This is a genomic window from Martinezella paranaensis (genome assembly GCF_014200235.1).
In the GTDB taxonomy this organism is placed as follows: Bacteria; Pseudomonadota; Alphaproteobacteria; order Rhizobiales; family Rhizobiaceae; genus Rhizobium; species Rhizobium paranaense.
Genome location: NZ_JACHBI010000007.1, coordinates 42,895 through 68,738 on the forward strand (window position 1 = coordinate 42,895; position 25,844 = coordinate 68,738).

General features: G+C 60.8%; 27 protein-coding genes, 1 tRNA gene and 1 riboswitch. Of the genes, 16 read left to right on the top strand and 12 right to left on the bottom strand.

Translation table 11 applies throughout. The features are described from left to right. Positions 1 to 4: 4 nt before the first annotated feature. The gene (locus GGD50_RS17805; RefSeq protein ID WP_107106933.1) at positions 5 to 2,515 is read right to left on the bottom strand and encodes a ligase-associated DNA damage response DEXH box helicase; all 2,511 of its coding nucleotides are present in this window, start codon (positions 2,513 to 2,515) and stop codon (positions 5 to 7) included. A gap of 202 nt (positions 2,516 to 2,717) precedes the next feature. Between GGD50_RS17805 and GGD50_RS17810 the strand changes: the two genes are divergently transcribed. After that, a complete protein-coding gene (locus GGD50_RS17810; RefSeq protein ID WP_107106932.1) occupies positions 2,718 to 3,218 on the top strand; it encodes an RrF2 family transcriptional regulator in 501 nt (166 codons plus the stop codon). 23 nt (positions 3,219 to 3,241) lie between these two features. Then, on the top strand, positions 3,242 to 3,703 hold the full coding sequence (locus tag GGD50_RS17815; RefSeq protein WP_107106931.1) for a carboxymuconolactone decarboxylase family protein: 462 nt from the start codon (positions 3,242 to 3,244) through the stop codon (positions 3,701 to 3,703). Between the two features lie 88 nt (positions 3,704 to 3,791). On the opposite strand, the gene GGD50_RS17820 is transcribed toward GGD50_RS17815, so the two are convergent. After that, a complete protein-coding gene (locus tag GGD50_RS17820) occupies positions 3,792 to 4,832 on the bottom strand; it encodes a glutamine synthetase beta-grasp domain-containing protein (protein WP_107106930.1) in 1,041 nt (346 codons plus the stop codon). Between the two features lie 443 nt (positions 4,833 to 5,275). Here GGD50_RS17820 and GGD50_RS17825 point away from each other — a divergent pair, with 443 nt between their 5' ends. Then, the gene (locus GGD50_RS17825) at positions 5,276 to 5,467 is read left to right on the top strand and encodes a DUF2735 domain-containing protein (RefSeq protein ID WP_107106929.1); all 192 of its coding nucleotides are present in this window, start codon (positions 5,276 to 5,278) and stop codon (positions 5,465 to 5,467) included. Between the two features lie 161 nt (positions 5,468 to 5,628). Here the strand turns inward: GGD50_RS17825 and GGD50_RS17830 are convergent, their stop codons facing one another. Beyond that, the gene (locus GGD50_RS17830) at positions 5,629 to 6,573 is read right to left on the bottom strand and encodes a class I SAM-dependent methyltransferase (protein WP_107106928.1); all 945 of its coding nucleotides are present in this window, start codon (positions 6,571 to 6,573) and stop codon (positions 5,629 to 5,631) included. A gap of 181 nt (positions 6,574 to 6,754) precedes the next feature. Here GGD50_RS17830 and GGD50_RS17835 point away from each other — a divergent pair, with 181 nt between their 5' ends. The 3 genes from GGD50_RS17835 to GGD50_RS17845 are packed head-to-tail and all read left to right on the top strand — an operon-like array spanning position 6,755 to position 8,893. Beyond that, positions 6,755 to 7,021, top strand: a complete 267-nt coding sequence (locus GGD50_RS17835; RefSeq protein ID WP_107106927.1) for a DUF6460 domain-containing protein — start codon at positions 6,755 to 6,757, stop codon at positions 7,019 to 7,021. 4 nt (positions 7,022 to 7,025) lie between these two features. Further along, complete coding sequence (locus GGD50_RS17840) at positions 7,026 to 7,526, top strand: CAP domain-containing protein (RefSeq protein ID WP_181316003.1); 501 nt, start codon at positions 7,026 to 7,028, stop codon at positions 7,524 to 7,526. 17 nt (positions 7,527 to 7,543) lie between these two features. Next, positions 7,544 to 8,893 carry an MATE family efflux transporter gene (locus GGD50_RS17845; protein WP_107106925.1) on the top strand — a complete coding sequence of 450 codons (1,350 nt, stop codon included), beginning with the start codon at positions 7,544 to 7,546 and terminating at the stop codon, positions 8,891 to 8,893. Here GGD50_RS17845 and GGD50_RS17850 read toward each other — a convergent pair. After that, complete coding sequence (locus tag GGD50_RS17850) at positions 8,869 to 9,957, bottom strand: quinone-dependent dihydroorotate dehydrogenase (protein WP_107106924.1); 1,089 nt, start codon at positions 9,955 to 9,957, stop codon at positions 8,869 to 8,871. The two genes, GGD50_RS17845 and GGD50_RS17850, sit on opposite strands and share 25 nt — an antisense overlap. Continuing rightward, positions 9,954 to 10,310: a DUF952 domain-containing protein gene (locus tag GGD50_RS17855; protein ID WP_107106923.1), complete on the bottom strand. Its 357-nt coding sequence runs from the start codon at positions 10,308 to 10,310 to the stop codon at positions 9,954 to 9,956. Before GGD50_RS17855 ends, GGD50_RS17850 begins: the two co-directional genes overlap by 4 nt. A 117-nt stretch (positions 10,311 to 10,427) precedes the next feature. Between GGD50_RS17855 and GGD50_RS17860 the strand changes: the two genes are divergently transcribed. The 4 genes from GGD50_RS17860 (at position 10,428) to GGD50_RS17875 (ending at position 13,337) form a co-directional block, all read left to right on the top strand. After that, positions 10,428 to 10,856, top strand: coding sequence for a hypothetical protein (locus GGD50_RS17860; protein ID WP_107106922.1), 429 nt, complete (start codon positions 10,428 to 10,430; stop codon positions 10,854 to 10,856). A 141-nt stretch (positions 10,857 to 10,997) separates the two neighbouring features. After that, positions 10,998 to 11,663, top strand: coding sequence for a S24 family peptidase (locus tag GGD50_RS17865; RefSeq protein WP_107106921.1), 666 nt, complete (start codon positions 10,998 to 11,000; stop codon positions 11,661 to 11,663). Between the two features lie 15 nt (positions 11,664 to 11,678). Continuing rightward, a complete protein-coding gene (locus GGD50_RS17870; RefSeq protein ID WP_107106920.1) occupies positions 11,679 to 12,842 on the top strand; it encodes a thermonuclease family protein in 1,164 nt (387 codons plus the stop codon). 81 nt (positions 12,843 to 12,923) lie between these two features. After that, positions 12,924 to 13,337, top strand: a complete 414-nt coding sequence (locus tag GGD50_RS17875) for a tellurite resistance TerB family protein (protein ID WP_107106919.1) — start codon at positions 12,924 to 12,926, stop codon at positions 13,335 to 13,337. 9 nt (positions 13,338 to 13,346) lie between these two features. On the opposite strand, the gene GGD50_RS17880 is transcribed toward GGD50_RS17875, so the two are convergent. Beyond that, positions 13,347 to 14,144, bottom strand: coding sequence for a transporter substrate-binding domain-containing protein (locus GGD50_RS17880; RefSeq protein WP_245407410.1), 798 nt, complete (start codon positions 14,142 to 14,144; stop codon positions 13,347 to 13,349). A 439-nt stretch (positions 14,145 to 14,583) separates the two neighbouring features. On the opposite strand from GGD50_RS17880, the gene GGD50_RS17885 reads away from it, so the two are divergent. Continuing rightward, a complete protein-coding gene (locus GGD50_RS17885) occupies positions 14,584 to 16,593 on the top strand; it encodes a methyl-accepting chemotaxis protein (RefSeq protein WP_107107052.1) in 2,010 nt (669 codons plus the stop codon). An 85-nt stretch (positions 16,594 to 16,678) separates the two neighbouring features. Here GGD50_RS17885 and GGD50_RS17890 read toward each other — a convergent pair whose 3' ends face one another. Next, positions 16,679 to 17,266 carry an acyltransferase gene (locus GGD50_RS17890; RefSeq protein ID WP_107107051.1) on the bottom strand — a complete coding sequence of 196 codons (588 nt, stop codon included), beginning with the start codon at positions 17,264 to 17,266 and terminating at the stop codon, positions 16,679 to 16,681. Positions 17,267 to 17,436: 170 nt separating this feature from the next. On the opposite strand from GGD50_RS17890, the gene GGD50_RS17895 reads away from it, so the two are divergent. Together GGD50_RS17895 and GGD50_RS17900 are read left to right on the top strand one after the other, a co-directional pair. Then, a complete protein-coding gene (locus tag GGD50_RS17895) occupies positions 17,437 to 17,727 on the top strand; it encodes a BrnT family toxin (protein WP_107106917.1) in 291 nt (96 codons plus the stop codon). Then, positions 17,727 to 18,044, top strand: coding sequence for a BrnA antitoxin family protein (locus GGD50_RS17900; RefSeq protein WP_107106916.1), 318 nt, complete (start codon positions 17,727 to 17,729; stop codon positions 18,042 to 18,044). Before GGD50_RS17895 ends, GGD50_RS17900 begins: the two co-directional genes overlap by 1 nt. Positions 18,045 to 18,055: 11 nt before the next feature. Here the strand turns inward: GGD50_RS17900 and GGD50_RS17905 are convergent. Further along, a tRNA-Gly gene (locus GGD50_RS17905) sits at positions 18,056 to 18,129 on the bottom strand. 58 nt (positions 18,130 to 18,187) lie between these two features. After that, positions 18,188 to 19,282 (bottom strand): 2'-deoxycytidine 5'-triphosphate deaminase, encoded by a 1,095-nt coding sequence (locus tag GGD50_RS17910; RefSeq protein ID WP_181315996.1) that lies wholly within the window; start codon positions 19,280 to 19,282, stop codon positions 18,188 to 18,190. Positions 19,283 to 19,450: 168 nt separating this feature from the next. After that, positions 19,451 to 19,529: riboswitch (SAM riboswitch) on the top strand. Between the two features lie 43 nt (positions 19,530 to 19,572). On the opposite strand from GGD50_RS17910, the gene GGD50_RS17915 reads away from it, so the two are divergent. Both GGD50_RS17915 and apaG read left to right on the top strand, forming a co-directional pair. Next, positions 19,573 to 20,757, top strand: a complete 1,185-nt coding sequence (locus tag GGD50_RS17915; protein WP_107106915.1) for an O-succinylhomoserine sulfhydrylase — start codon at positions 19,573 to 19,575, stop codon at positions 20,755 to 20,757. A 325-nt stretch (positions 20,758 to 21,082) separates the two neighbouring features. Continuing rightward, positions 21,083 to 21,475, top strand: coding sequence for a Co2+/Mg2+ efflux protein ApaG (gene apaG, locus GGD50_RS17920; RefSeq protein ID WP_107106914.1), 393 nt, complete (start codon positions 21,083 to 21,085; stop codon positions 21,473 to 21,475). Between the two features lie 105 nt (positions 21,476 to 21,580). On the opposite strand, the gene GGD50_RS17925 is transcribed toward apaG, so the two are convergent. From GGD50_RS17925 to GGD50_RS17935, 3 genes are all read right to left on the bottom strand, one after another. Continuing rightward, a complete protein-coding gene (locus tag GGD50_RS17925; RefSeq protein WP_107106913.1) occupies positions 21,581 to 22,570 on the bottom strand; it encodes an Hsp33 family molecular chaperone in 990 nt (329 codons plus the stop codon). Positions 22,571 to 22,617: 47 nt separating this feature from the next. Continuing rightward, positions 22,618 to 23,535 (bottom strand): ornithine carbamoyltransferase, encoded by a 918-nt coding sequence (gene argF, locus GGD50_RS17930; RefSeq protein WP_104821927.1) that lies wholly within the window; start codon positions 23,533 to 23,535, stop codon positions 22,618 to 22,620. Positions 23,536 to 23,608: 73 nt separating this feature from the next. Further along, positions 23,609 to 24,808, bottom strand: a complete 1,200-nt coding sequence (locus GGD50_RS17935; RefSeq protein WP_107106912.1) for an aspartate aminotransferase family protein — start codon at positions 24,806 to 24,808, stop codon at positions 23,609 to 23,611. A gap of 425 nt (positions 24,809 to 25,233) precedes the next feature. Here GGD50_RS17935 and GGD50_RS17940 point away from each other — a divergent pair, with 425 nt between their 5' ends. Then, positions 25,234 to 25,758 carry a GcrA family cell cycle regulator gene (locus GGD50_RS17940; RefSeq protein ID WP_107106911.1) on the top strand — a complete coding sequence of 175 codons (525 nt, stop codon included), beginning with the start codon at positions 25,234 to 25,236 and terminating at the stop codon, positions 25,756 to 25,758. Positions 25,759 to 25,844: the final 86 nt, after the last annotated feature.

Below are 25,844 nucleotides of genomic sequence, written 5' to 3' on the forward strand. Positions count from 1 at the left end.
TGCTTTATTCCATGGCCTCGCGGATCAGATCGTCAGCCGCTTCCGCCAATACCACATCATGCGCCTCGCCCGGCACCGGCACCTTGCCGATTTCCAGCATGACCGGCACGGCAAGCGGCGAGATATGATCCAGCGCCCGGTGGGTGATGTGGCCTTTGATTCGCTTCAGCATATCCCCAAGGCGGCCAATCTCCAAAAGCCCCGTGGCCGCGTCCTGCCGGGTCGCCTGCATCAGGATGTGGTCGGGCTCGTGACTGCGCAGGACGTCATAGATCAGATCGGCGGAGACCGTCACCTGCCGGCCAGTCTTTTCCTTGCCGGGGTGACGGCGCTCGATCAAACCGGCAATGACGGCGCAATTGCGGAAGGTGCGCTTCAGCAGGAAGGATTCATCCAGCCAGGCTTCGAGATCGTCACCGAGCATGTCCTCATCGAAGAGATCGGCAAGGCTGAGACGGCCATTGGCGATCATCAGGCTCATGTCCTCCAGCCCCCAAATGCCGAGCGAATAATCCGTGGCGATGAAGCCCATCGGCTTTGCGCCGGCGCGCTCCAGCCGCCGGGTCAACAGCATGCCGAGTGTCTGGTGCGCCAGCCGCCCTTCGAAGGGATAGGCCACCATGTAGGCGCGGCTGCCGCGTGGAAAGGTCTCGATCAAAAACTCGTCGCGCTTCGGCAGCAGTGACCTGTCCTTCTGCAGCTCCAGCCAATCGCGTACCTGATCCGGCAACCGATGCCGGCGATCGGGATCGTCGATCATCATGCGCACCTGATCGGCAAGGTAGGTGGACAGCGGAAACTTGCCGCCGGCATAGGAAGGAATTTTCGGGTCCATGGAAAAGGTCTGCGAGGCCAGGCATTCATTCTCGCGAATGCCCTCGAAGCGCAGCACCTTGCCGGAGAAGAGGAAGGTGTCGCCGGGCGAAAGCTGTTCGAGAAAATACTCTTCGACCTTGCCGAGGGGGGCGCCGCCGCGACCGAGCGATCCCAGCGCATTGCGCTTCACCAGCCGAATGTTCAGCATCGCCTCCTCGACAATGGTGCCGAGGTTCAGACGATATTGCTGCGCGACCTGCGGATTGGAGACGCGCCAGCGGCCTTCGGGCGTCTTGCGGATGCGGGCATAGCGCTCGTAGGTGCGCAGGGCATAGCCGCCGGTGGCGACGAAATCGACGATGCGTTCGTATGTCTCCCATGACAGGTCGGCATAGGGCGAAGCGCTGCGGATCTCGTCATAGAGTTCCAGCATGTCGAAGGGTTCGGCGCAGGCCATGCCGAGGATATGTTGGGCAAGGACGTCGAGTGCACCGGCGCCGACCGGCGGCGTATCCTGCGCGCCGACATAATTGGCGTCGAGTGCCGCCTGGCATTCCATGACCTCGAAACGATTGGCCGGCACGAGGATCGCCTTGGATGGCTCGTCCATGCGGTGGTTGGCGCGACCGATACGTTGGGCAAGGCGCGATGCGCCTTTCGGGGCGCCGACATGGATGACCAGATCGACATCGCCCCAGTCTATGCCGAGATCGAGCGTCGAGGTGGCGACCACGGCGCGCAGCTTGTTGGCGGCCATGACGGCTTCGACCCTGCGGCGCTGTCCGACATCGAGCGAGCCGTGATGCAGCGCGATCGGCAGATTGTCATCATTGGCCGACCACAGCTCCTGAAACAGCATTTCCGCCTGCGAGCGGGTGTTGACGAAGAGAAGGGTCGTCCGATGCTCTCTGAGCTCGCGGTAGATATCGGGGATGGCGTATTTGGCGGAGTGGCCGGACCAGGGGATGTGTTCCTCGGTCCTGAGGATCGAGATATCAGGCTTGGCGCCGCCGTCGACCATCACGAGGCCGGCATGCCGGTCCATCCCCTCCTCCTGCGCCACCAGCCATTTCTGCAGGTCCATCGGCTCGGCAACCGTTGCCGACAGGCCGATGGTTTGCAGATGAGGCGCCAGCTTGCGCAGGCGCGCAAGGCCAAGCGAGAGCATATGACCGCGCTTCGACGTCACAAGCGAATGCAACTCGTCGAGGACGATGTATTTCAAATCCCTGAAGAAGCGTTCGGCTTCGTGATTGGCGAGCAACAAGGCCACCTGTTCCGGCGTGGTCAGAAGAATGTCCGGCGGATTGAGCTTCTGGCGTTGCCGCTTGCCGGCGGGCGTATCGCCGGTGCGGTTTTCGACAGAGACCGGCAGGCCCATCTCCGTGACCGGCTTCATCAGGTTGCGCTCGATATCGACGGCCAGCGCCTTCAGCGGCGAAATGTAGAGCGTGTGGATGCCGGTAAAGGCCGAACCCGGCGGGATCTTGCCGCGCCGGGTCAGATCGGTGAGCGAGGGAAGGAAACCGGCCAAGGTCTTGCCGGCGCCGGTCGGCGCGATCAGCAACGTGCTCTCGCCGGCCTCGGCACGGGCAAGCAACTCAAGCTGATGAGCACGCGGCTGCCAACCCTTTTCCTCAAACCAGCGGATGAAAGGGGCAGGCAAAGCAAGGCGGCGCTCGGAATCGATCTGGTCCACGGGGGCAAATGTAGTCGAAATGCGAGGGATAGGAAGCGGGGGGATTGTTCACTTCCCAACAGTGGCTTCAGTGTTCGCAGAGAGTGCACCGGGCGCACGGCATACGCTAACTCCGGGTTACATACAGCCTCGCTTAAAAAAGCAATTGACTCCTCCAATAATCACGGATAAAAAATATCCACGATATAAAAAGGACGAACCAATGAAACTCGGCGAAGGCGTTGAACAGGCCATACACAGCGTCGGGATGCTGGCCGGATTGTCCGAGGGCGGAGTGCTTTCGGCGGCGGCGATTGCCGAGTTTCATGGGGTGTCGGTGAGCTATCTCTTGAAGCATCTGCAGGCGCTTTCCGGCGCCGGCATTCTTGATACCGTACCCGGCCCCAAGGGTGGCTACCGGCTGGCGCGTCTACCGGCCAAAATCACCCTTCTCGATATCGTGCTTGCTGTCGAAGGACCGGCGCCCGCCTTTCGCTGCGCCGAGATTCGCCAGCGCGGGCCAAACCCGCTGCCTGGAAAATACTTTGCAAAGCCGTGCGGCATCAGCGCGGCGATGCTGGCAGCCGAGCGGGTGTACCGCGCCGAGCTCGCCAAGACCACCATTGCCGATATCCTCGCCGATCTTGCGGCGGGCGACGACGGCAGCATCGCGGCAAGGGGCTGCGCCTTCCTTGCCCTCAATGAACGCAGAACCACCCGATAGATCCAGAACCCAAGGAGAAAACCATGCAACCTCGTTTCAACTTTGCCAAGGCTTCCCCGGACTCCTACAAGGCCGTTACCGCGCTGGAGAACTTCGTCCAGACCTCCGGGCTGGAGCGTCGTTTCATCCACCTGATCAAGCTCAGGGCGTCGCAGATCAACGGCTGCGCCTATTGCGTCGACATGCATGTCAAGGAAGCCCGGCATGACGGCCTCAGCGAGCAGTGGATCAACCTGATGTGCGTCTGGTGGGAATCGCCCGTTTACGACGACCGCGAACGCGCCCTGCTACGCTGGGTTGATTCCGTCACCAAGATTGCCCAGACCGGCATACCGGATGCGGATTTCGAACCGCTCAAGCAGCATTTCAGCGAGGAAGAGATCGTCAAGATCACCGTCGCAATCGGCGTGATCAATGTCTGGAATCGGCTGGCCGTCGGTTTCCGCGCGCAGCATCCGATCGACAAGGATGCGAAGGCCGCATAGGCACTGAAATGGAAACAAAAAAGCGCGGGACCGAAATCCCGCGCTTTTTTTATTTTTCTCGGTCTCGGCAAGCCGAGACCGATAATGATTAAGCAGCAGCCGAAGCGAAGCCAGCCGTCGGAACTTCCGAGATGGTCTTCAGAACCTGGGAAGCGATCTGATAGGGGCAACCCTGAGAGTTCGGACGACGATCTTCGAGGTAGCCCTTGTAGTCGTTCTTGATGAACGAGTGCGGAACGCGGATGGAAGCACCGCGGTCGGCAACACCGTAGCTGAACTTGTTCCACGGAGCCGTTTCATGCTTGCCGGTCAGGCGCATGTGGTTGTCCGGGCCGTAGACCGCAATATGGTCGTGCAGGTTCTTGTCGAACTGAGCCATGAGCGCTTCGAAATAGGCCTTGCCGCCGACTTCGCGCATGAACTTGGTCGAGAAGTTGCAGTGCATGCCCGAGCCGTTCCAGTCGGTGTCGCCGAGCGGCTTGCAATGGAACTCGATGTCGATGCCGTACTTTTCGCACAGACGCAGCAGCAGGTAACGTGCCATCCAGATCTGGTCGGCGGCGCGCTTGGAGCCCTTGCCGAAAATCTGGAATTCCCACTGACCCTTGGCCACTTCGGCGTTGATGCCTTCGTGGTTGATGCCTGCTTCGAGGCAAAGGTCGAGATGCTCTTCAACGATCTCGCGAGCGACATCGCCGACGTTCTTATAGCCGACGCCGGTGTAGTACGGGCCCTGCGGAGCCGGGTAACCGGATTCCGGGAAGCCGAGCGGACGGCCGTCCTTGTAGAAGAAGTATTCCTGCTCGAAGCCGAACCAAGCGTCTTCGTCGTCGAGGATGGTGGCGCGGCTGTTGGACGGATGCGGCGTTACGCCGTCCGGCATCATGACTTCGCACATGACGAGGGCGCCGTTCGTACGCGCCGGATCCGGATAGATCGCTACAGGCTTCAGCACGCAATCGGAGCTACGGCCTTCGGCCTGCATCGTCGACGAACCGTCGAAGCCCCAAAGCGGAAGCTCTTCAAGCTTCGGAAAATCAGCAAATTCCTTGATCTGCGTTTTACCGCGCAGGTTCGGTACCGGGGTGTACCCGTCGAGCCAGATATACTCGAGCTTAAACTTCGTCATTACGCACCTCATAAGGGTTTAACTACCCGAAGCAGAGAAAATTCGAAGGCGCCCGCCCGGAAATCTTCGCCACCTACGGCCGCCATGTGACATGCATTTGACATGCCAATTTGAACGAGATGCGCTGCCGTTCGAAGAAAAATGCACAAATCGGAGTCAATTTTTGCCAATTTTCCATCGCCCTGGCTCGGATTCTCTCAAAATCGTGAGGAACTTGGCCGAAAGGTGCTGCCAACTTGTCGCAGTGCGGCAGATTCGAAGCAGCGCAACAATTAGGCGCCCGAAAACCACATTCTGGCGTCGCAAAATCTCAAAATGCCTATAAATTCAACCTTTTGCATTTTATTTGTGCAAATACCTCAAAAACGGGCTCCGACTCTGCTACATATAAGCTGTCTCTTGAAGCGCTCCCGCTTGAGCACAAAAAGGGGAGAGACATTGCAATGGCAGTCAGCCCTCAACACGAAACGGCAAAGATTTTTAAGTTTCCCATCAAGACCCGGCCCATTCCTGCCGGCCAACGCGATCAAGTGAACCTCAATCCCGATATCGGCCCGACCATCGCGACGGCTGCTTTCGATAGCTGGTATCATGAGGCCGCCATCTCGGAGTCCGACGAGACCCGCAAACAATAGTCGTCGCCGCTCCCTGCAGCGCGATATAGCGATCCGCCCGATGGTTGGTCGTGACGAAGTGATTGAGCGCGACTACCTCCGCCGAGGGCGCCCAGGTTCCCCACGATGTTTTCCCTTGTTGAGGGATGCGGGCCTATCGCGAATTCGCGAAAATGGGTCGATCAGGCCGATTTCCATGTAACAAACAAAATGCCGTGCACCGGTCTTCCGGCATCCATGCGAATGATGCTGCGCGCAAGAGCGAGGACAGCGAAGCCATGAGCGGCCAATATCGTCCTGATATAGGCCTCCGAGTGGGCGAAACGCAGGGAATCGCGCAGGAGATACCCCTCCTCTTCTTCCGCATCCTCGACGGAAAAGGCAAACACAGCCCCGGATGCGGCCAGTTCCCTGACGATCGCCATGACGCCCTGGAGATTGCCGAGATACATCAGCACGTCGGCCGCCGTGATCAGATCGGCCCGTGCCGGCGCGAGCCCGCCGTCGAAGACGCCGGACTGGAGCGGCGACAGCGACAGATCGGCTTGTCCCAGGTGATCATAGACACCCTTCTCCGCTGCCTTGGCGAGCATGCCTTTCGACAGGTCGAACCCTTCCAGCCGATCGACGCGTCCGCGGATTTCCGGACCGAACAGGCCCGTGCCGCAGCCGAGATCGACGACAAGACGGAAATGCCCGGGCATGCCGGCCGTATCGGCGACCAGAGCCGCGAGCTTCTGCGGCACGCTATAGCCGAGCTTTTCGACCAGCGACGTCTCGAAGCGGTCGGCATAGTCGTCGAAGAGACGCTCGACATAGCGGCTCGGCGGCTGATCGGGCAGATCGGCCGCTCCCAGAACTGAAAGCTTCAGCCGGGCGCCGAAGACATCGCCGGCATCAAGCGCCAGAACCTTGTTCAGCGCCTCGATGGCGCCTTCCGTATTCCCGGCTTTTTCACGATAGGTCGCGAGCGTAAACCAGCCGGCGGCCCAGCCCGGCGTCAACTCCAGCGCCTGCTCCATCAATTCGGCAGCACTGGCCGGCTCGCCGTTTTCGGCGAGCATCTTCGCATAGTCGGCGCGACGGTCGGCGATGACGTCGCCGGAGGAAAGCTGGCTCGGCAGCATGATTTCGGTCCTGTTTGGCACCCGCCTTTGGACGCGGTCACAAAAAAACTCAAGTCCTATTTCAGGCAGACACCTGTTTCGAGTAAGTACGGTTTCAGTACGTATCGGGCAAAAGCGCTTGCGAGTCGCAGGCCACAGCCTTATCTCAAAACCGCTCGACAGGCATTATGGAGACAGCCGCATGTCCGATCAGGTGAACAGGTTCCTCGGCGACTCGCCCGGCCGTACACTCGTGAAGCTTATTATCGTGTCGCTGATCGTCGGTTTCGTGATGAAATTCTTCGGCTGGCGGCCGCTCGACTTCCTCTATGGTGTCCGCCGCTTCCTCCTTGATCTCTGGCACAGCGGCTTTGCCGCGCTCGGCGAGTTCGGCGATTATGTGCTGCTCGGCGCCAGCATCGTCATTCCGCTCTTCATCATCCTCCGCCTTTTCAATTATCGCCGCTGATATGATCTCAAACATTCCGCTTTCTACACGGCGCCACGCGCTGCGTCTCACCGGCCTTGCGCTCGCTGCCATCGTCGCAAGCTGCGCCACGCCGCCCACCCATGTTTCCAACACGCCGGCCAACGACGAGACCGCTTCCGCGCTGCCGCTCGTCAACTCCTTGCGCGCCAAAAACGGTCTGCCGCCGCTCAAGATCGATCCGGCTGCCAGCACGGCCGCGATCTACCAGGCCAAGCGCATGGCTGATGCCGGCAAGATGGAACATCTGATCGGCATCGGCGACAATTTCGGCACGCGCGTCAAGGCGAGCGGCGTCAAGCTGCCGGCGGCCGAAAATATTGCCGAGGGCCAGCGCGACGTGAACGCCGCGGTGACGGCCTGGATCAATTCGCCGAAGCATTTGCACAACATGCTCGGCAAATATAACGGCCTCGGCGTCGCCCTTGCCTATGCTCCCTCTTCCAGTGACAAGCCCTATTGGTCCATGGTGCTGTCTTCGAATTGAAGACGGGCTGATTGGACATGGATCATCGAGAGCATAGCGGAAGGGTTCTGCCTTTCGATGTGACGCACCGGCTGGTGCTGTCGATCGCTATTCCGATGACGCTCGGCTTCATGACGACACCGTTGCTCGGCCTCGTTGATACGGCCGTCGTCGGGCATCTCGGCCTGCCGGACGCACTCGCCGGGCTGGCGATCGGTGCGGTGCTCTTCGATCTCCTCTTCGCGAGCTTCAACTTCCTGCGCTCGTCGACGACTGGCCTGACGGCGCAAGCCTATGGCCGCCGCGACGGGCATGAGCAGCAGGCGGTGTTTTGGCGGGCGCTGCTGTCGGCGCTCGGATGCGGTCTGCTGCTTCTGCTGTTGTCGCCCATATTGCTCTGGCTCGGCATCAGGCTGATGGGACCGGAAGGCGGCATTGCCGACGCGACACGCACCTATTTCTCGATCCGCATGCTATCCGGCCCAGCGGCGCTCGCCAACTACGCCATCCTCGGCTTCGTGCTCGGGCGCGGCCAGGGCCGCATCGGGCTTCTGCTGCAAACCTTGATCAACGGCGTCAACATCATCCTCGCCGTCCTGCTCGGCCTCTGGCTGGGCTGGGGTGTGGCAGGTGTCGCCTGGGGTACTTTGATCGGCGAAGCGACAGGCGCTCTCACCGGCCTTGCCATTGTGCTGCGCGGCTTTGCCGGCGAACCAAGACCTACCCGCGCGGACCTCCTCTCCCGCGCCAAACTCACGCAGCTTTTCGCGCTCAACCGCGATATCCTCATCCGCACGTTCGTGCTGATCGGCGCCTTCACGCTGATGACGCGCATCGGCAATACGTTCGGCGCGGTGACACTTGCCGCCAACGCCGTGCTGATGAACTTCTTTCTGCTTTCCGGCTATTACCTCGACGGACTGGCGAATGCCGCCGAGCAGATCACCGGCCGCTCGATCGGCGCCAACTATCGCCCGGCCTTCGAGCGCGGATTGAAGCTGACCGGGCTTTGGTCCTTTGGGCTGGCATTTGCCGCGACCGTGTTCTTCTTCACCCTCGGCCCGGCGCTGATCCGGCTGCTGACGACCTCGGAGGAGGTGCGCACTGCGGCCGAAACTTACTTGCCCTGGGCCGCTGTCACCGGGCTCACCGGCGCGCTCGCATTTCTGATGGATGGCGTCTTCATCGGCGCCACATGGTCGCGCGACATGCGCAATCGCATGCTGATGTCGTTCGCCGGCTATCTATTGGCACTTGCCGTCTTCGTGCCGACCCTTGGCAACCACGGCCTGTGGCTGGCCATGAACGCCTTCCTGCTGTTCCGCGGCATTTTCCTGGTCATGGGGCTGAAGAAGCGGGCCTATCAGACGTTTCTGTCGGCCCAATGATCGAGCCTGCTGTCGCGCAACTCGCGGATCGAGCCGACACGCTCGCGGTCGAGCAGCTTCGACAGGCCGCTCACGATACGGCCCGGCAGGCCCGGGCCTTCATAGACCATGCACGAATAAAGCTGCACGAGATCGGCGCCGGCCTTGATCTTCTCCAGCGCCGTCTCCGCCGATGAAACACCGCCAACGCCGATAATCGGCAGGGCCGCACCGACGCGGCGACGCATCTTTGCGAGGACGACTGTGGATTTTTCGAAGAGCGGCTGGCCGGAGAGGCCACCGGCTTCCTTCGCCTGGGCCTGATCTCTCAGCCCGTCGCGCGAAAGCGTGGTGTTGGAGACGATCAACCCGTCCAGCGCATGAGCCAAAACTTCGGCAGCGATGTCATCCATGCCCTCTTCCGTCAGATCGGGGGCTATCTTCAAAAAAACCGGGATCTTTTTGCCTGCCTTTGCCGCCTCTTCGTCGCGTGCGGCAAGCACTGCCGACAACAGCGCCGAAAGGCTTTCCCGCGCCTGCAGATCGCGCAGGCCCGGCGTGTTCGGCGAGGAGATGTTGGCGGTGAAATAGCGCGCCACGGAATAGAAACGGCGGATGCCGGCGACGTAATCGGCGATCCGGTCGGCGCTATCCTTGTTGGCGCCGATGTTGACGCCGATGATGCCCTTGCCGCGGATCGGCTGCAGACGCCGGAAGGCCGCATCGTGGCCTTCATTGTTGAAGCCGAGGCGGTTGATGACGCCCTCGTCCTCGACCAGGCGGAAGATGCGCGGGCGCGGATTGCCGGATTGCGGCTTCGGCGTCACCGTGCCGATTTCGGTAAAGCCGAAGCCGAGCTTCAACAGCGCCTCCGGCACCTCGGCGTTCTTGTCATAGCCGGCGGCCATGCCGAGCGGATTGGCAAAATCCAATCCGGCCACAGTCTGACGCAGTCGGGGATCATTGCTGATCCGGCAGGCCGGAACAAGACCGGATCTCAGCGCCGCGATCGACATTCCATGCGCCGTTTCCGGATCGAACATGAAGAGACCACGCCGGCCGAGATCGCGGAAGGCGCCGATCATTCCGGCATCTCCGGAAAGACATGCGCGCCATCGGGGCCAAGCGGCAACGGCTTTTCCCAGAGCACGGCCGAAAGCTGCAGCGGCGCGTAGAGATGCGGGAAAAGATCGCCGCCACGCGAGGGCTCGAACACCAGCTTGTCGCCGAGCGCGTCGCCGTCGATCGCCACCAGCAGCAGGTCCTCCTGGCCGACAAAATAGCGTGCGGCGGTTTCCTTCGCCTGCTTTGCCGTCGAAAGGTGGATGAAATTGTCGGTCAGATCGATCGACGCGCCATTAAAAACACCGGTTTGTCTGGCTTGCTGCCAGAGCGTATCCGGCACGATCTTGTAAACCACTGGCATCGCAGTCATCATCCTTACATGACTTGTGTCCTTGATAGGGCTTTGCACGAAAACCGTTGCCGATGTCCACGGGGATCACCGGGAAAAGTGCAGATGGATGCACATTAAGCAGAAAATTCGGAGGATGACATGACGAAGGAAATGGTATCAGGCCTTGCGGCCCTCATCCTGCCTGCCGCTCTTCTTCTCGCCACGCCCGGCTACGCCGCGGAGCCGGACCCCACGCGCTTCCAGCTCGAGCGCAGCGGCGATCATTTCGTCCGTTTGGATAAGCAAACCGGTGCCATGTCGATCTGCCAGGATCAGAACGGCAATCTGGTCTGCCGCATGGCCGCCGATGAGCGCGCGGCCTATGAAAACGAACTCGATCGCCTCTCCGAGCGCGTCTCGAAGCTGGAAAAGACGGTCGCCTCAAGCAGCGGATCGAACCTGCCGAGCGACGCCGACATCGATCGGACCCTTGGGATCATGGAGAAATTCATGCGTGGCTTCATGGGAATGGCGAAGGAATTCCAGAAGGAAGCGCCCGACACCCAGGCGCAGCCGCAGAAGACCTGAAGCTACTGGAATCAAAAAGCGAAAGCAAGGGGACAAAGGACCTTATTCCTACGCCGCCCTTTACTCGTGAAAAAGCCTCGGTTAACCTTTCTTTAGGGGTCAAACGCCGAACATTCCGGCTTCCGAGTGTGCTGAACCGCAATGTTGTCACATGAGCAGATATGGAGCGCGATCGACAGGCTTGCCGAACGGCATGCCCTGACGGCATCCGGTCTTGCCCGGCGCGCCGGCCTCGACCCCACATCGTTCAACAAGTCGAAGCGGCTGAGCCAGGACGGACGTTTGCGCTGGCCCTCGACGGAATCGATCGCCAAGGTGCTGGATGCGACCGGAGCCAGCATGGAGCAGTTTCTCGGCTGCATGCGCTCGGTGGAAAGCACAAGCAGCGCAGCCGACCGCGCTTTTCCTTTGCCGACAAGCTCCATCCCCTTGCTCGGCTTCGCCCAAGCCGGCGCTGGCGGCTTTTTCGATGACGGCGGCTTTCCGGTCGGCCAGGGGTGGGACATGGTGGAGTTTCCGGTGTCCCCCGGGCAAAAGGGCGGCGTCTATGCGCTTGAAGTGCAGGGCGAGAGCATGCTGCCGCTCTACCGGGATGGCGATGTGCTGATCGTCGAACCGGGGGCACAAATCAGGCGCAATGATCGGGTAGTCGTCAAGACCCGCGAGGGCGAGGTCATGGCCAAGGTGCTGCTGCGACAGACCGCGCGGTCGATAGAACTGCTGTCGCTCAACCCCGAGCATCCGAATCGGAGCTTCGATCTTGCGGATGTGGAGTGGATTGCGCGCATCATCTGGGCCAGCCAATAGGAAAGTTTTCTCGTTATGCGTCGTGATGTTTGGCTGGCAAGTTTGGCAGGTGTGGTCCTCGGTTCGTGGGTGACGCTGGTTGCCGTGCAGGTCGAGGAGCATGGTTTCAGTTTGTCGAACAGAGCCGGAACCGAAAGCGCACCTGTCGTGAGCGCACCAACGGAAACGGCAAAGGCAGTCACCCCGGCAACAGCCACCTCGGCCCAGCAGCCTGCCGATACGACGAAGCCGGACGGCAAGACCGCGGTGCAACCTGCTGCCGTCGCCGCGCAAGCGACGCCAGCCGCAACGACTACTGTAGCCGCCAACGGCGATCAGTCGGCTACAACAAGCTCAGACGCAACGGCATCGCCCCCCACTCCGGCGCCCACCGCAACGCCGACGTCAACGCTGGAAGGCACGGCGAAAGCTCTTGTCGCCACCAGCTCGGATCAAATTAACAAAGACCAATCCGCAGCGGTCCAGCAGCCGACCATATTGCCCGAAAGCAAGGCGTCCGCCGAGTTGGCGCAGCCGCAGGCGACACCAGTAAATCCGGGCGAGACGCAAGTGGCGCAGGCAACGCCGACAAACCCGGCGCCGTCGAACCAAACCGATGCGTACCAAACGCCGGCGAGCCGGATGCCGGCCGACCAGATGGACAGGGAGCAGGCGGCCGAGGCCCTCAGGACCGAGCCTGCTGAACCGCCATCGCAGCAGGCGTCGACCGGCAGCGACGAAAAGCCGATCGAGCAAGCAAAGCCGGTGGAACTGGTGCGGCCATTTTCGGACCGCGCCGGCATATTGACCATTGCCGGCAAGAGCGTGCAGCTCCCCGGCATCATTCCGACCGATGTCGAGCGGATGTGCACCGGGCCGAATGGCAAGAGCTGGCCCTGCGGGGCGGCGGCGCGTACCGCTTTCCGCATGTATCTGCGCGGCCGCACCATCGACTGCGACCTGCCGAACCCGACCTGGCAAGGTACGGTGACCGGCGCCTGCCGCTATGTTCGCGTCGATCTCAGCGAATGGCTGGTGCGTTTCGGCTGGGCCGAGCCTGAGGCTGGATCGCCCTTGGTCGCCCTTGCGGAACAGGCAAAGCAGCAGAAACGCGGTATCTACGGCGACGATCCGCGAGCGGGCGGAAAATCGACGCTCGCTCCTCCGCCGGCCAAGGAAAATCCGCTCAATCCGATCTGACGTCATGCTTCCAACACGCGCTCTTGTCATGAGAGGCGCGACTTTCTAGTCTGCTGCCAAATTGAAGGATTTTGCACTGCCATGAACAAGCCGCTTTCCGCCCATGAAGCCCTGATCTACGTCATGGTGATCGCATCCGCCGTCGATCGGACCATGAACGACAAGGAATTGGGCCGGATTGGCGAGCTGATCCACGCACTGCCGGTTTTCGACGGCTTCGATGACGAGCGACTGATCTCCGTTTCGCGCGATTGCGCCAAGCTTCTCGCTGGCAACGAAGGGCTCGATATTGTGCTGGAAACCGTGCGCGACACCCTGCCGGCGCGGCTCTACGACACTGCCTATGCACTTGCCGTCGAGGTGGCCTCTGCCGATTTCTCGGTCAAGGCAGAGGAACTGCGCCTGCTCAGCCTGCTGCGCGACCGTCTCGGTCTCGACAAGCTGACCTGTGCCGCCATCGAGCGCAGCGCTATTGCCCGCTACCGCAAGGGCTGAGACGCTTCATCAATAAAGTCCGTAGGGAAAATATCGCAGATAGATTTCCTGCAGCCGGCTGTCGCGGGACAATGTTGCCAGCGCGTGATTGATCGCGGCCGTCAGATCGGCGTCCTGCTGCCGCAACATGATGGTCATGCCCTCGCCCAGGAATTGCTGGGAGAGATAGGGGCCATCAAACAGCGCGCAGCATTTTTCAGCCGATGACGACGATACCCAGAAGGACAGTTGCAACCCATCGGCAAAGGCAGCGTCGACCTTGCCGTCCTTCACCGCCGTTAGCAGCGCGTTCTTGTCGTCAAAGGGAACCTGCTTGATGTCGGGGAAAAAGGCGGCGAGCATCGACTCATGCGCCGTGCGCTTGACCACGCCCACAGAATGACCGGCAAGGGCGGCGGCCGTCGTGCCGTCGATCGACGCCTTGAGATTGCGGACGAAGCGGGCAGGCAACATCAGGAAGGGACGCGAAAAGGCAAAGCTCTTGCGCAGCTCAGGCGTCACGGCGACGCCGGCAATCACCGCATCACCTTGCGAGGCGGATAGCGCGCCCTGCAATTCATCGAATGGCAGCGCCTGGATCTGACATTTGTCCGATATGCCGAGCTCGTCGCAAATCTCGCGCGCAAGATCGACATGAAAGCCGGCGAGCTTGCCGTTCTGATCGGCGAAATTGAAAGGCGGAAAGTCGACGGAGGTCAGGAAGCGAAGCCTGACCAGCGAAGAAAGGTCTGGCTTCGGCAGCCGCTCTCGCGAGTCGAACAGGATCGGTAGGCCGGAGGGTGGCGCCTCCTGGGCGGCCAGAGGCATGGCGCAGGACGCGGAAAGCAGCGCCACGCATGCCACGCGCCTGGCCAAGGATTCCAACGACGAAAGGCAAACACGCATGACGATGATCCCCTCCGGTCGGTTCGCGGTTTCCGATTTCGAAACCGGTGTAACAGAGTCGTGCCGAGGGGAGAATGCAATAGCCGGAAAAAGCGGGGATAGCCGGCAGAATCGGGCCTGAAAGATACTGATGTTAGCGGTCGATTAAGCTCTATCGATTCTATTTGGCATCGACGACGTCGGCTCCCGAAGCTGATCGCATGACGCAGGTCGTCCGAACCTTGCTGGCCAAGGTATCTCATAAAATTCGGCTTCACTTGCGTGCATCAGGCAGCAAGCGCGACGTCCATCTTTTCTCCAGGGAAAGCGGATCATGGCGCGCTGTCGTTGGTGCTGCGCGATATCCTTCGGGCGGATCGTCATGTTCAGGAACCTGAAAATCAAAACCAAGATGCTCGCCGTGATCCTCTTTCTCGGGATCATCTCTTTCGCCGGCTTGCTCTACATCGTCAGCGAATTCCGCAAAGCGGACGAGGTCTACAGCGCCTTCCTCGACAACGAGGCCGTTGCGGCGACGCAAGGCACGCGCTCCAGCACATCCGTTCTCGCCTCCGTGCTGCAGGCAAGCATGATGCTGAATTTCGATCCCGACAGCGACGTCTTCAAGACGGTCGCAGCGGGCAAGAGCCGTTTCGCGGAGGCCAAGGATCGGTTGAAACAAGCCGAAATCCAGGTTCCTGCGCAAAAGGCTCAAATCGATGTGATCCTCGCGGGCATAGACGAACTGGAAGCGCTGACGAACAAAATGATCGACCAGCGCAAGAGCGGCGACGTCAAAGGCGCGACCGCAACCATGATCGCCGTCAGCGACAAGTTGACCGCGCTCGTTGCCAAGATGCAGGCGGACAACAACGAGTTGACCGACCGGATGGACAAGGGCGCCGATGACGTGTCGGCCCACGTCAACACCACAATCAACTACACGCTCGCCATTTTCGGCACTCTGACGTTTCTGGCCATCGGCCTTGGCCTCTATGTCGCGCAGACCGAAATTGCGACACCGTTGGCGCGCCTGCATCGCCGCATGGTGACGCTTACCAGCGGCGACACGACGAGCGAGATCGAGGGTCTCGACCGCCGCGACGAAATCGGTCAAATGGCCTCGGCAGTTTCCGTTTTCCGCGACAACGCCATCGAACGCGCCCGGCTGGAAGCGCAGGCCGAAGCCGACCGTAACCTCAGCGACAGCGAACGCGCCGAACGTGAGGCGCAGCGGGTGGCAGAAGACGCGCATCTGCAGCAGGCAGTGCAGGCGCTCGGCGACGGCCTGAAGCGTCTGGCCGACGGCGATCTCGTCACCCACATCAACACGCAGTTCGTCGCCCATCTCGACCAGCTACGGCAGGATTTCAACAATTCGCTGATCAAGCTGAACGAGGCGATGCAGGCGGTCGGCGCCAATGCGCGCGCCATCAATGCCGGCGCCAACGAGATCCGCGGTTCCGCTGAAGAGCTTTCCAAGCGGACTGAACAACAGGCCGCCGCCGTCGAAGAAACGGCGGCCGCCCTGGAACAAATCACCACCACGGTCAAGGACGCGGCCAAGCGGGCGGAAGAAGCAAGCCAGCTTGTCGCCCACACCCGCGCCGGCGCCGAACGGTCCGGCGAGATCGTCCGCAACGCCGTCAGCGCCATGCAGCAGATCGAGAAATCCTCCTCCGAGATCGGCAACATCATCGGCGTGATCGACGACATCGCTTTTCAGACCAACCTTCTCGCTTTGAACGCCGGTGTCGAAGCAGCCCGCGCCGGTGAAGCCGGCAAGGGCTTTGCGGTCGTCGCCCAGGAAGTGCGCGAACTGGCGCAGCGCTCGGCCAATGCCGCCAAGGAGATCAAATCGCTGATCACCGCGTCCAGCACGCATGTGCAGACCGGCGTCGATCTCGTCGACGAGACCGGCAAGGCGCTCGACGCCATCGTCTCGGAAGTGCAGGAGATCAACCGGCATGTGCATGCCATTGCCGAAGCCTCCCGCGAACAATCGGCGGGCCTGCAGGAGATCAATACCGCCGTCAACGCCATGGACCACGGCACGCAGCAGAACGCCGCCATGGTCGAGGAGAGCACAGCCTCCAGCCAGAGCCTGGCAACGGAAGCCGCCTCGCTGACGGCCCTGCTCGGCCAGTTCCGCATGACCGGAACCGAAGGTAGTTACGTTGCTTCCGCGGCCCCGTCGAGCCACGCGCCGCGCATCTCCACCCGCCCCGCACCGCGACCGGCTGTTGCTCCGGTTCGTGCCGTCGAAGGGACGAAGGCACGCCCGGCCCCCTCACCCGCCCGCGCGCTCGGCCAGAAGCTGATGAGCGCCTTTGGCGGCAACAGCCAGACAGTTTCGGCTCCCCCAAAGGACGCGGACTGGACGGAATTCTGAGGCCGTCAGCGCTGCTCGGCGCTATAACTCCACATGAAAACAGGCGGGACGCTTCATCGCATCCCGCCTGTTTCTTTGAAGGGGCCTATTGATCCGTTTTTCTTTTGGAGAAAGAAAGCCGTTCGACATTCGCGTGGCTGACGCCGCCCGTTTCACCCCGCCACCTGACCAGCCGCGCGGGAGCGCCGACATAGATGCCATAGGGTTCGGTCTTTCCCTTGACGACGGCATTGGCGCCGATGACGCATCCTTTGGATATATGGGAGCCGCCAAGGATTTTCGCCCCGGCGCCGATCCAGACATCGTCTTCGATGACAACCGGCTTCTTGGTGACGCCCTGCATGCGAATGGGCTGTGTTGGATCATCGAAATTGTGGTCGAACGAAACCACCATGGCATGAGCGGCGATCCGCACATCATTGCCGATCGTGATGCCGCCGCGCCCGAGCAGAATGGCGTAGTCGTTGAGGGAGACGCTCCGGCCGATCTCGATGCTGCCGCGTTGGGCATCGATGACGATCCCCTTGCGGAGAAAGGCCTTTGGCCCGATGCTGACGCTGCCATCCTTCCAGATAATCGTCGCACTGGGCGGCACCTTGGTGCGGCGGGAAATCTTCAACACGCCGCGCGTGAAGACCGCCCTCAACCTGTAAAACAGCGCAACATTGAGCATCGGCATCCGCTCCAGTTAAGGGATGACCTTCTGGCACGAATGTCTGGCATTAACCTGAATAAGGACGGGTATTCACCTCAGCGGCCGTTCCATCGCAGCCTTCCGCGAGGGATTTGCTGAAACGCTACAGACGAAGATGCCGTTCTTGACATTGCAGCCTTTTTGTATATATGAAAACTGTTGGCAAACTTTTAGTTTTCGTATATACAAAATCTAATGAAATTACTTGGGACGAGCCGAAGCGAATAGCCAATTTGGAGAAGCACGGCCTTGACTTTGCCGCTCTATCTCTCGAATTCTTCCTGAATTCCATTGTGATCCCCGCGAAGAAGAATCGCCCCCAGGCTATCGGCAAGATGCAAGACGGCACGATTTCAGTGATCTTCGGCACCCTTGGTTCGGAAGGCATATCCGTCATTTCCATGCGCCGCGCCAATAGTAAAGAAAGGAGCCTGCTCTGATGGTTGTCAAATTTGAACGTCCGCGTTCCTTCAAAGAAGGCCGAGGTTATACGAAGCAGGATTGGGATGAGGTTTCCGACAACCCGCCAGTCACGGAAGAGACGTTACGAAAGGCCAAGCCGTTTACGGAGGCATTCCCTGAACTCACCGAGGAAATCCGCAGGAATCTAGGCGGGCGTCCCAAATCGGAAAATCCCAAGCTTGCCGTCAGCATTCGCCTGGACCGTGATGTTGTCGAAGCTTTCAAGGCGGACGGCGAAGGCTGGCAAAGCCGTATAAACGAGGCTCTGCGGAAGGCCGCTGGTCTATTGAGGTAAATTGAAATAGCTGGAGCGGGTGAAGGGAATCGAACCCTCGTATTCAGCTTGGGAAGCTGCTGCTCTACCATTGAGCTACACCCGCATGACATCCAGAGATGTCCAACAGTTGGCGGCCTGTGTCAAGGCCGCCAAATAGAGGATCACAGCCGGAAGTGCTTGGAAAGCTTCAGGCCCTGCGCCTGATAGTTTGAACCAACGCCGGAGCCATAGAGGCTTGAGGGTTGTTCCAGCATGTGCTCGTAGACCAGACGGCCGACGATCTGGCTGTCTTCGAGGATGAAGGGGACTTCGTGGCTGCGCACTTCCAGCACGGCGCGGCTGCCGCGGCCGCCGGCGGGTGCGTGGCCGAAGCCGGGGTCGAAAAAGCCCGCGTAATGAACGCGGAATTCGCCGACCAAGGGATCGAAGGGCGTCATTTCGGCGGCATAATGCGGCGGCACATGAACGGCTTCGCGCGAGACGAGAATGTAGAATTCGTCCGGATCGAGGATCAGTTCGGTCCGGCCACGGCTATAGAGCGGCTCCCAGAAATCGAAGATATCGTGCTGGGCCTTCTTGTCGACGTCGACGACAGCCGTGTGATGCTTGCCGCGATAGCCGATCAGGCCTTCCTTATCGCCCGCCAGATCGATCGAGAGCGCGATGCCGCCGCCGGTGACGTTCGGCTTCTTGCTGGCGACCAGCGTCTCGCTCTCGTGCAGCGCCAGCAGTTCCGGCTCGGAGAGCATGGCCTGGCCGACACGGAAGCGGATTTGCGACAGGCGCGAGCCGCGACGCACGACGATCGGGAAGGTGCGCGGACTGATTTCGAGATAGAGCGGGCCGGAATAGCCGGCCGGGATCTTGTCGAACTCCTGCGCGCGGTCGGTGATGACGCGGGTGAAGATATCCAGGCGGCCAGTCGAGCTTTTTGGATTGGCGGAAGCGGACATATCGGCCGGCAGGTCGAGCCGCTCCATTAGCGGGACGATGTAGACGCAGCCGGTTTCCAACACCGCGCCTTCCGAGAGATCGACGACGTGCAGCTTCAGCCGGTCGAGCTTGTCGGCGACAAGATGCGACGGGCCGGGCATGAAGCTGGCGCGGACACGGAAAGCATGCGCACTGAGCCTGAGATCCAGGCTCGCCGGCTGGATCTGATCGACATCCAGTTCTTTTTCGCTCGTCAGCCGTCCCGCTTCGAAGAGCGCTGCAATGGCGCGATCGGCCAAAATTCCAGTAGTGCGAGCCATCATGCCTCTTTCCCAGCGTATGACAGGGCAAGTCGAGAACAAACTTGCCGGTTATGCGCCGTACAAATGTTACTGCGGCCTCAGCACATCCTGGCGGACGCGCGGGCAGTAATTTGCCGCAGACAAAACCAAACTCGGGGAATTGACGCAAGCGGTCAACGGCAGTATTGCAACTTATCCCGTGGTGATTTGGCCGGTCGGCTTGCAGCCACGTTAAACAAGTGGCTAAAAGGACCGGGGTTAAACCGGTCTGCTTTCGCGACCGGTTTTTTTGTTTTGAAAGTGGTGATGGCATGAGCAAGACTTGGCGCCCCGCAACCCAGCTCGTTCACGGTGGAACGCTCCGTTCGCAATTCGGCGAGACATCCGAAGCAATCTATCTGACGCAAGGCTTCGTCTACGACACGTCGGAAGCTGCCGAGGCCCGTTTCAAGGGTGAGACCGACGGCTTCATCTACGCCCGCTACGGCAGCCCGACGAACGACATGTTCGAAAAGCGCATGTGCGCTCTGGAAGGCGCCGAAGATGCCCGCGCCACCGCTTCCGGCATGGCCGCCGTTTCCGCCGCCATCCTCTGCCAGTTGAAGGCCGGTGATCATATCGTCGCAGCCCGCGCCCTCTTCGGCTCCTGCCGCTGGGTCGTCGAGACGCTGGCGCCGAAATACGGTATCCAATGCACGCTGGTGGACGGCCGCTTCATCGAGAACTGGGAAAAGGCGATCCAGCCGAATACCAAGGTCTTCTTCCTGGAGAGCCCGACCAACCCGACGCTGGAAGTGGTCGACATCGCCGCCGTCGCCAAGCTCGCCAACCAGATCGGCGCCAAGGTCGTGGTCGACAACGTTTTCGCGACGCCGCTGTTCCAGAAGCCGCTGGAACTCGGCGCCCACATCGTCGTCTATTCCGCCACCAAGCATATCGACGGCCAGGGCCGCTCGCTCGGCGGCGTCATCCTCTCCGACAAGCAGTGGATCGACGAGAACCTGCACGACTACTTCCGCCACACCGGCCCGGCCATGTCGCCGTTCACGGCCTGGACGCTGCTGAAGGGCATTGAAACCCTGCCGCTGCGCGTCAAGCAGCAGACGCAGAACGCAGCCAAGGTCGCCGACTTCCTCGCAGAGCAGAGCAAGGTCGGCAAAGTGATCTATCCCGGCCGCAAGGACCATCCGCAGGCCGACATCATCGCCAAGCAGATGACCGGCGGCTCGACGCTGGTGGCCTTCGAGCTGAAGGGCGGCAAGGAAGCGGCTTTCAAGCTGCAGAACGCGCTGGAGATCGTCAAGATTTCCAACAATCTCGGCGACTCGAAGAGCCTGATCACTCATCCCGCCACCACCACGCACAAGAACCTCACGGACGAAGCCCGTGCCGAACTCGGCATCTCGCCGGGAACCGTGCGCTTTTCGGCAGGGATCGAGGACAGCGAGGATCTGGTCGAAGATTTCGCCCGCGCACTGGCGCAGGTCTCCGGCTGACGTTCTACCCAAACCCGCCTGAATATTGTTCGGGCGGGCTTACACATCTTGAAAACAGACCGCGCGCCTATACTTTCGATCGCGGACGATTAACCTTTAGAGTTAGTCATAACATCTGAAAATCCGAAGGATTTAATCCGCTAAAGGCGTTTTCACCAATCCATTCCTTGACGGAACAGGTCGCTTTATAGGATACCCCTAAGTATCCCGCTTTCCGTGGGATCATAGAAAGCGGATAAGGTGCCCTAGACTTAAAATGCTGGAGCGTCCTTTGTGCGTTCGTTTGAGCGCGCGACGTTTCGGAGTAGTGACCAAGGTGTCAGGCATGTATCGCGCTCTAACACACGACATCGAAGTTGTTGTCGAACCCTTTTATCTGGAGGAGCAATCCGATCCGGATGACGATCGTTACGTCTGGGGTTATCGCATCGTGATTTCCAACCACTCGACCGTCTCCGTGCGGCTGGTGACGCGCTACTGGCACATCACCGATCAGAACGGCATGGTGGACGAAGTGACCGGACCCGGCGTTGTGGGTGAGCAGCCGAGGCTGCGGCCCGGCGATACCTATGAATATTCTTCTGGCTGTCCGCTCGACACACCCTCAGGCATGATGTTCGGCCACTACCAGATGGAGACGGACGACGGGAAGCTGTTTCACGTCAAAATCCCAGCCTTTTCGTTGGATACGCCCAACTTGCTGCGGACGCTGAACTGAGCCGATTGAAGCGGCTCAGCTTTTCGCGGAACCGCAACACCGTTTCATCTCTTTGTTCTTCGCAATGCCGGACGGAGAACTATCCCGCCCTTTTCCTGAAATCGCTCAGACTTCCGTCACCTCGGACACCTCGAAGCGATAGGTCGTCGAACAGAATTCGCAGGTGACGGCGATCTCGCCATTGTCCTGGCTCGCTTCGATCTCCTCGGCGGAGAAGCCGCGCAACACGCCCTTCAGCTTGTCGCGTGAACAGGTGCAGCGGTCGAAGACCGCCTTGGGCTCGTAGACGCGCACGCCGCGCTCATGGAAGAGGCGGTACAACAGACGCTCGGTGCCGACCTGCGGATCGGTCAATTCGTCGGCGTCGATGGTCTCGACCAGCGTGCGGGCTTCCGCCCAGGCATCATCCTCGACGTGTTCGCGCAGGCTCGTGTCGCCGTCTCCGCCGTGGAAATCCGGCTGGCGCATGCGCTCCGGTGCTTCCGGTAGGAACTGCGCGACAAGGCCGCCCGCCCGCCAGCGATGGCGCGGCTTGCCGGCCTCGTCGCGATCGAACAATTCGGCAGCGCCGAGGCGGACGCGCGTCGGAATCTGTTCCGACTGGCGGAAATAGGTGCCGGCAATCTCTTCGAGCGACGCACCGTCGAGCGCCACGATCCCCTGATAGGGCTGACTGAAGCGACCCTGATCGATGGTGAAGGCGAGGACGCCCTTGCCGAGCAACTGTTCCGGCTCGGTCTTGCCGGCGGCCACTGCCTGCGCCAGCGCCTCGTCATCGAAGCGGGCATAGGCGCGCACGTTCTCCGGCGTCGAAAAATCGGCGACCAGAAGGTCGACCGGTCCGTCGCTCTTCGTCTGTACGGTGAACTTGCCCTCGAACTTCAGCGAAGTGCCGAGCAATACGGTCAGCACCACCGCCTCGGCTAGCAACCGCGCGACAGGAGCCGGATAGCTGTGCCTAGCGAGAATTGCGTCCAACAGCGGCCCGAGCTGCACAGCGCGGCCACGGACATCAAGACCCTCTACCTGGAAGGGAACGACATGATCGTCGCCGGCAAAATCAAACTGACCCAGCGAGGCTGCACTTTCCGCCATTGCTCTACTCCTACTGCGCCCGCGACATCAAACGCGGTTCTATATCCTCAGATCGCGCCCAGGCACCAAGCAAGAATCGATTTTTGCGCATGAAGGCGGTTTTCCGCCTCATCGAAAACAACGGATTGCGGACCGTCGATCACCTCGTCCGTCACTTCCTCCCCGCGATGGGCGGGCAGGCAATGCATGAACAACGCGTCCTTGCCGGCCTGTGCCATCAAAGCCGCGTTGACCTGATAGGGCTGGAAGACGTTGTGACCGCGGGCCCGGTGCTCCTGATTCATGGAAACCCAGGTATCGGTTACCACACAATCGGCGCCGGCGACCGCACGGTCGGCATCATGCGAGAGCATGATTTCGGCGCCCTCGTTGCGGGCCCAGTTCAGATAGTGATCCTTGGGCTCAGAACCAAGGGGTACGGCCATGTTCATGCGATAGCCGAAACGGGCAGCTCCTTCGACCAGCGAATGCAGCACGTTGTTGCCGTCGCCGGTCCAGGCAATGGTCTTACCCTTGATCGGGCCACGATGCTCCTCAAAGGTCATGATGTCGGCCATGATCTGACAGGGATGCGTGTCGTCGGTCAGCGCGTTGATGACCGGCACGGTCGCGTGCTGGGCGAGTTCCAACAGGCGCGAATGTTCGGTCGTGCGGATCATGATCGCGTCGACATAGCGCGACAGCACCTTCGCCGTATCGCCGATCGTCTCGGCGCGGCCGAGCTGCATTTCCGTACCCGACAGGAACAGCGTCTCGCCGCCGAGCTGGCGCATGCCGACGTCGAAGGAGACGCGGGTGCGGGTGGACGGCTTCTCGAAGATCATCGCCAGCATCTTGCCGGCCAGCGGCTTGTCGGCCGCACCTGCCTTCAGCGCCTGCTTTCGCACGATGGCATCGTCAATGATGCTGCGCAGATCGGCAGCCGCGACGGCCGAGAGATCGAGAAAGTGTTTCGGTGAAGCCATGTCCCTACCTGTACTCCAGAAATGATAACGCCCGCTGTGAGGGCAAAAACGCCCCGATCAGCAGGCGTTGAACTCAAGCCGACTTCTTGACGCGGGCGGCGCGCAGAGATTCTGCAGCGCGTTCGATACGGACAAGGCCTTCGCGCGCCTCCTCGGCCGTGACCACCAGCGGCGGCAGCAGACGGATGACGTTGTCGCCGGCCGGCACACCCAGCAGATGTTCGGCGCGGATCGCCTGCAGTAGATCCGACTGCGGAATGGCAGCCTTGATGCCGAGCAGCAGCCCCTCGCCGCGGACATCCTCGATAATATCCGGAAAACGATCCTTGAGCGAGGCCAGACCCTGGCGGAAGACCAAGGCCACATCGCGCACATGCTGCAGGAAGCCATCCGACAGCACGACATCGAGCACGGCGTTGCCGACCGCCATGGCGAGCGGATTGCCGCCATAGGTCGAGCCATGCGTGCCCGCCTTCATGCCCGAGGCCGCCTCCGCGGTCGCAAGGCAGGCGCCGAGCGGAAAGCCACCGCCGATGCCCTTGGCGACAGCCATGATATCCGGCGTGATGCCGGCCCATTCATGGGCGAAGAGCTTGCCGGTGCGACCGACGCCACTCTGAACCTCGTCGAGGACCAGAAGCAGGCCATGCTCGTCGCAGATCTGACGCAGGCCGCGCAGGAACTCGTTGGTCGCCGGGCGGATACCGCCCTCGCCCTGCACCGGCTCGATCAGGATCGCAGCCGTAGCACCGGTAATCTCGGCACGCACGGCGTCGAGATCGCCGAAAGGCACCTGGTCGAAGCCGGGGGCCTTCGGGCCGAAACCTTCCAGGTATTTCTCCTGGCCGCCGGCAGCGATCGTCGCGATCGTGCGGCCATGGAAGGCGCCTTCGAAGGTGATGATATGGTATCTGTCGGGATGCCCCTTGAAGAACTGGTAGCGACGCGCCGTCTTGATGGCGCATTCCAGAGCCTCGGCTCCGGAATTGGTGAAGAACACCTTGTCGGCGAAGGTGGCGTCCGTCAGCCGCTTCGACAATTTCTCCTGGCCCGGCACCTCATAGAGGTTGGACAGGTGCCAGACCTTGTCAGCCTGCGACTTCAACTCTGCAACCAGATGGGGATGAGCGTGGCCAAGCGAATTCACCGCAACGCCGGCGGCAAAATCGAGGTAGCGCTCGCCGGTCTCCGTGATCAGCCACACGCCCTCGCCTCGCTCGAACCGCAGCGGAGCACGCATGTAGGTGTCATAAAGCGGCGCGGTTTCAGCCATGGCGCATTCTCCTCGATCACAACCTTTAGGGCCTGTCGTTTCCTTCGTGTGAAACGGGCCCCGGAAAATCAAAAATGCCGCCTTTCGGCGGCCTGAGCACTATTGATGTTTTGCACTGCGATGTCAACAAAACTGGCGATTTAGCAGGTGCGGCAGAGCGCCTCCGGAGGGAGGCCATCTCTTCGACAAGTTATATTGCATAAATGCCACTCACGTATAGCAAGTTGGGGAAAACCTCGAAATCGATTCCTCAAGAATCCCGCGACTCTTGTCACGGAGTCAGCCTCACACTAGGTTAAAAACCAATTACTAGACTGCATGCGGCGGAACTAGTCACCACAATTTTAAAGCGTTTCACGCCTCGACCCAATGCGAGGCAATGGTGAGGGATTCTGCCATCAGAAACGCGACAGCGGAGACAGGGCATGAATTGGACAGACGAACGCGTCGAGAAGCTGAAAAAGCTGTGGTCCGAAGGTTTGAGCGCCAGCCAGATCGCGGCACAGCTCGGTGGTGTCAGCCGTAATGCCGTCATCGGCAAAGTGCATCGCTTGAGCCTGCCAGGCCGAGCGAAGGCCGGTGGCGCAGCAACCGCAGCTCGAGCGCCGAAGCGCAATACCTCGGCCCCACGGGCGCCGAATTACGCCTCGCGCGTTGCAACCCGCACGGTTACCCGCCAGCAGGGTGCGACGATGCTCAAGGAAGAGGTCGAGATCGATACGGTCCACGAGATCGAATATCGCCCGGCCACCAATGTGGTCGTTCCGATCTCGCGCCGCCTCGGCCTGACGGAACTCACCGAACGCACCTGCAAGTGGCCGGTCGGCGACCCGCTGAAGGATGATTTTCACTTCTGCGGCAACGACAGCCCGGACTCCTCGCCCTACTGCACCTACCACCAGCGGCTGGCTTACCAGCCCGTGCATGAGCGGCGCCGGGCGGCACACTGAGCCATATCAACCATATGAAAAACGGGCCGAAAGGCCCGTTTTCTGTTTCCGCCGCCATGTTGGAGGACGGCCCGCCGGGTTTCCCC

Excerpts from the sequence above, each read along its gene's own strand:
- GGD50_RS17810 (WP_107106932.1), top strand. The coding sequence starts at position 2,718 with ATGAAACTCGGCGAAGGCGTTGAACAGGCCATACACAGCGTCGGGATG.
- GGD50_RS17815 (WP_107106931.1), top strand. The coding sequence starts at position 3,242 with ATGCAACCTCGTTTCAACTTTGCCAAGGCTTCCCCGGACTCCTACAAG.
- GGD50_RS17820 (WP_107106930.1), bottom strand. The coding sequence starts at position 4,832 with ATGACGAAGTTTAAGCTCGAGTATATCTGGCTCGACGGGTACACCCCG.
- GGD50_RS17825 (WP_107106929.1), top strand. The coding sequence starts at position 5,276 with ATGGCAGTCAGCCCTCAACACGAAACGGCAAAGATTTTTAAGTTTCCC.
- GGD50_RS17830 (WP_107106928.1), bottom strand. The coding sequence starts at position 6,573 with ATGCTGCCGAGCCAGCTTTCCTCCGGCGACGTCATCGCCGACCGTCGC.
- GGD50_RS17835 (WP_107106927.1), top strand. The coding sequence starts at position 6,755 with ATGTCCGATCAGGTGAACAGGTTCCTCGGCGACTCGCCCGGCCGTACA.
- GGD50_RS17845 (WP_107106925.1), top strand. The coding sequence starts at position 7,544 with ATGGATCATCGAGAGCATAGCGGAAGGGTTCTGCCTTTCGATGTGACG.
- GGD50_RS17850 (WP_107106924.1), bottom strand. The coding sequence starts at position 9,957 with ATGATCGGCGCCTTCCGCGATCTCGGCCGGCGTGGTCTCTTCATGTTC.
- GGD50_RS17855 (WP_107106923.1), bottom strand. The coding sequence starts at position 10,310 with ATGATGACTGCGATGCCAGTGGTTTACAAGATCGTGCCGGATACGCTC.
- GGD50_RS17860 (WP_107106922.1), top strand. The coding sequence starts at position 10,428 with ATGACGAAGGAAATGGTATCAGGCCTTGCGGCCCTCATCCTGCCTGCC.
- GGD50_RS17865 (WP_107106921.1), top strand. The coding sequence starts at position 10,998 with ATGTTGTCACATGAGCAGATATGGAGCGCGATCGACAGGCTTGCCGAA.
- GGD50_RS17870 (WP_107106920.1), top strand. The coding sequence starts at position 11,679 with ATGCGTCGTGATGTTTGGCTGGCAAGTTTGGCAGGTGTGGTCCTCGGT.
- GGD50_RS17875 (WP_107106919.1), top strand. The coding sequence starts at position 12,924 with ATGAACAAGCCGCTTTCCGCCCATGAAGCCCTGATCTACGTCATGGTG.
- GGD50_RS17880 (WP_245407410.1), bottom strand. The coding sequence starts at position 14,144 with ATGCCTCTGGCCGCCCAGGAGGCGCCACCCTCCGGCCTACCGATCCTG.
- GGD50_RS17885 (WP_107107052.1), top strand. The coding sequence starts at position 14,584 with ATGTTCAGGAACCTGAAAATCAAAACCAAGATGCTCGCCGTGATCCTC.
- GGD50_RS17890 (WP_107107051.1), bottom strand. The coding sequence starts at position 17,266 with ATGCTCAATGTTGCGCTGTTTTACAGGTTGAGGGCGGTCTTCACGCGC.
- GGD50_RS17895 (WP_107106917.1), top strand. The coding sequence starts at position 17,437 with ATGAAAACTGTTGGCAAACTTTTAGTTTTCGTATATACAAAATCTAAT.
- GGD50_RS17900 (WP_107106916.1), top strand. The coding sequence starts at position 17,727 with ATGGTTGTCAAATTTGAACGTCCGCGTTCCTTCAAAGAAGGCCGAGGT.
- GGD50_RS17910 (WP_181315996.1), bottom strand. The coding sequence starts at position 19,282 with ATGATGGCTCGCACTACTGGAATTTTGGCCGATCGCGCCATTGCAGCG.
- GGD50_RS17915 (WP_107106915.1), top strand. The coding sequence starts at position 19,573 with ATGAGCAAGACTTGGCGCCCCGCAACCCAGCTCGTTCACGGTGGAACG.
- apaG (WP_107106914.1), top strand. The coding sequence starts at position 21,083 with ATGTATCGCGCTCTAACACACGACATCGAAGTTGTTGTCGAACCCTTT.
- GGD50_RS17925 (WP_107106913.1), bottom strand. The coding sequence starts at position 22,570 with ATGGCGGAAAGTGCAGCCTCGCTGGGTCAGTTTGATTTTGCCGGCGAC.
- argF (WP_104821927.1), bottom strand. The coding sequence starts at position 23,535 with ATGGCTTCACCGAAACACTTTCTCGATCTCTCGGCCGTCGCGGCTGCC.
- GGD50_RS17935 (WP_107106912.1), bottom strand. The coding sequence starts at position 24,808 with ATGGCTGAAACCGCGCCGCTTTATGACACCTACATGCGTGCTCCGCTG.
- GGD50_RS17940 (WP_107106911.1), top strand. The coding sequence starts at position 25,234 with ATGAATTGGACAGACGAACGCGTCGAGAAGCTGAAAAAGCTGTGGTCC.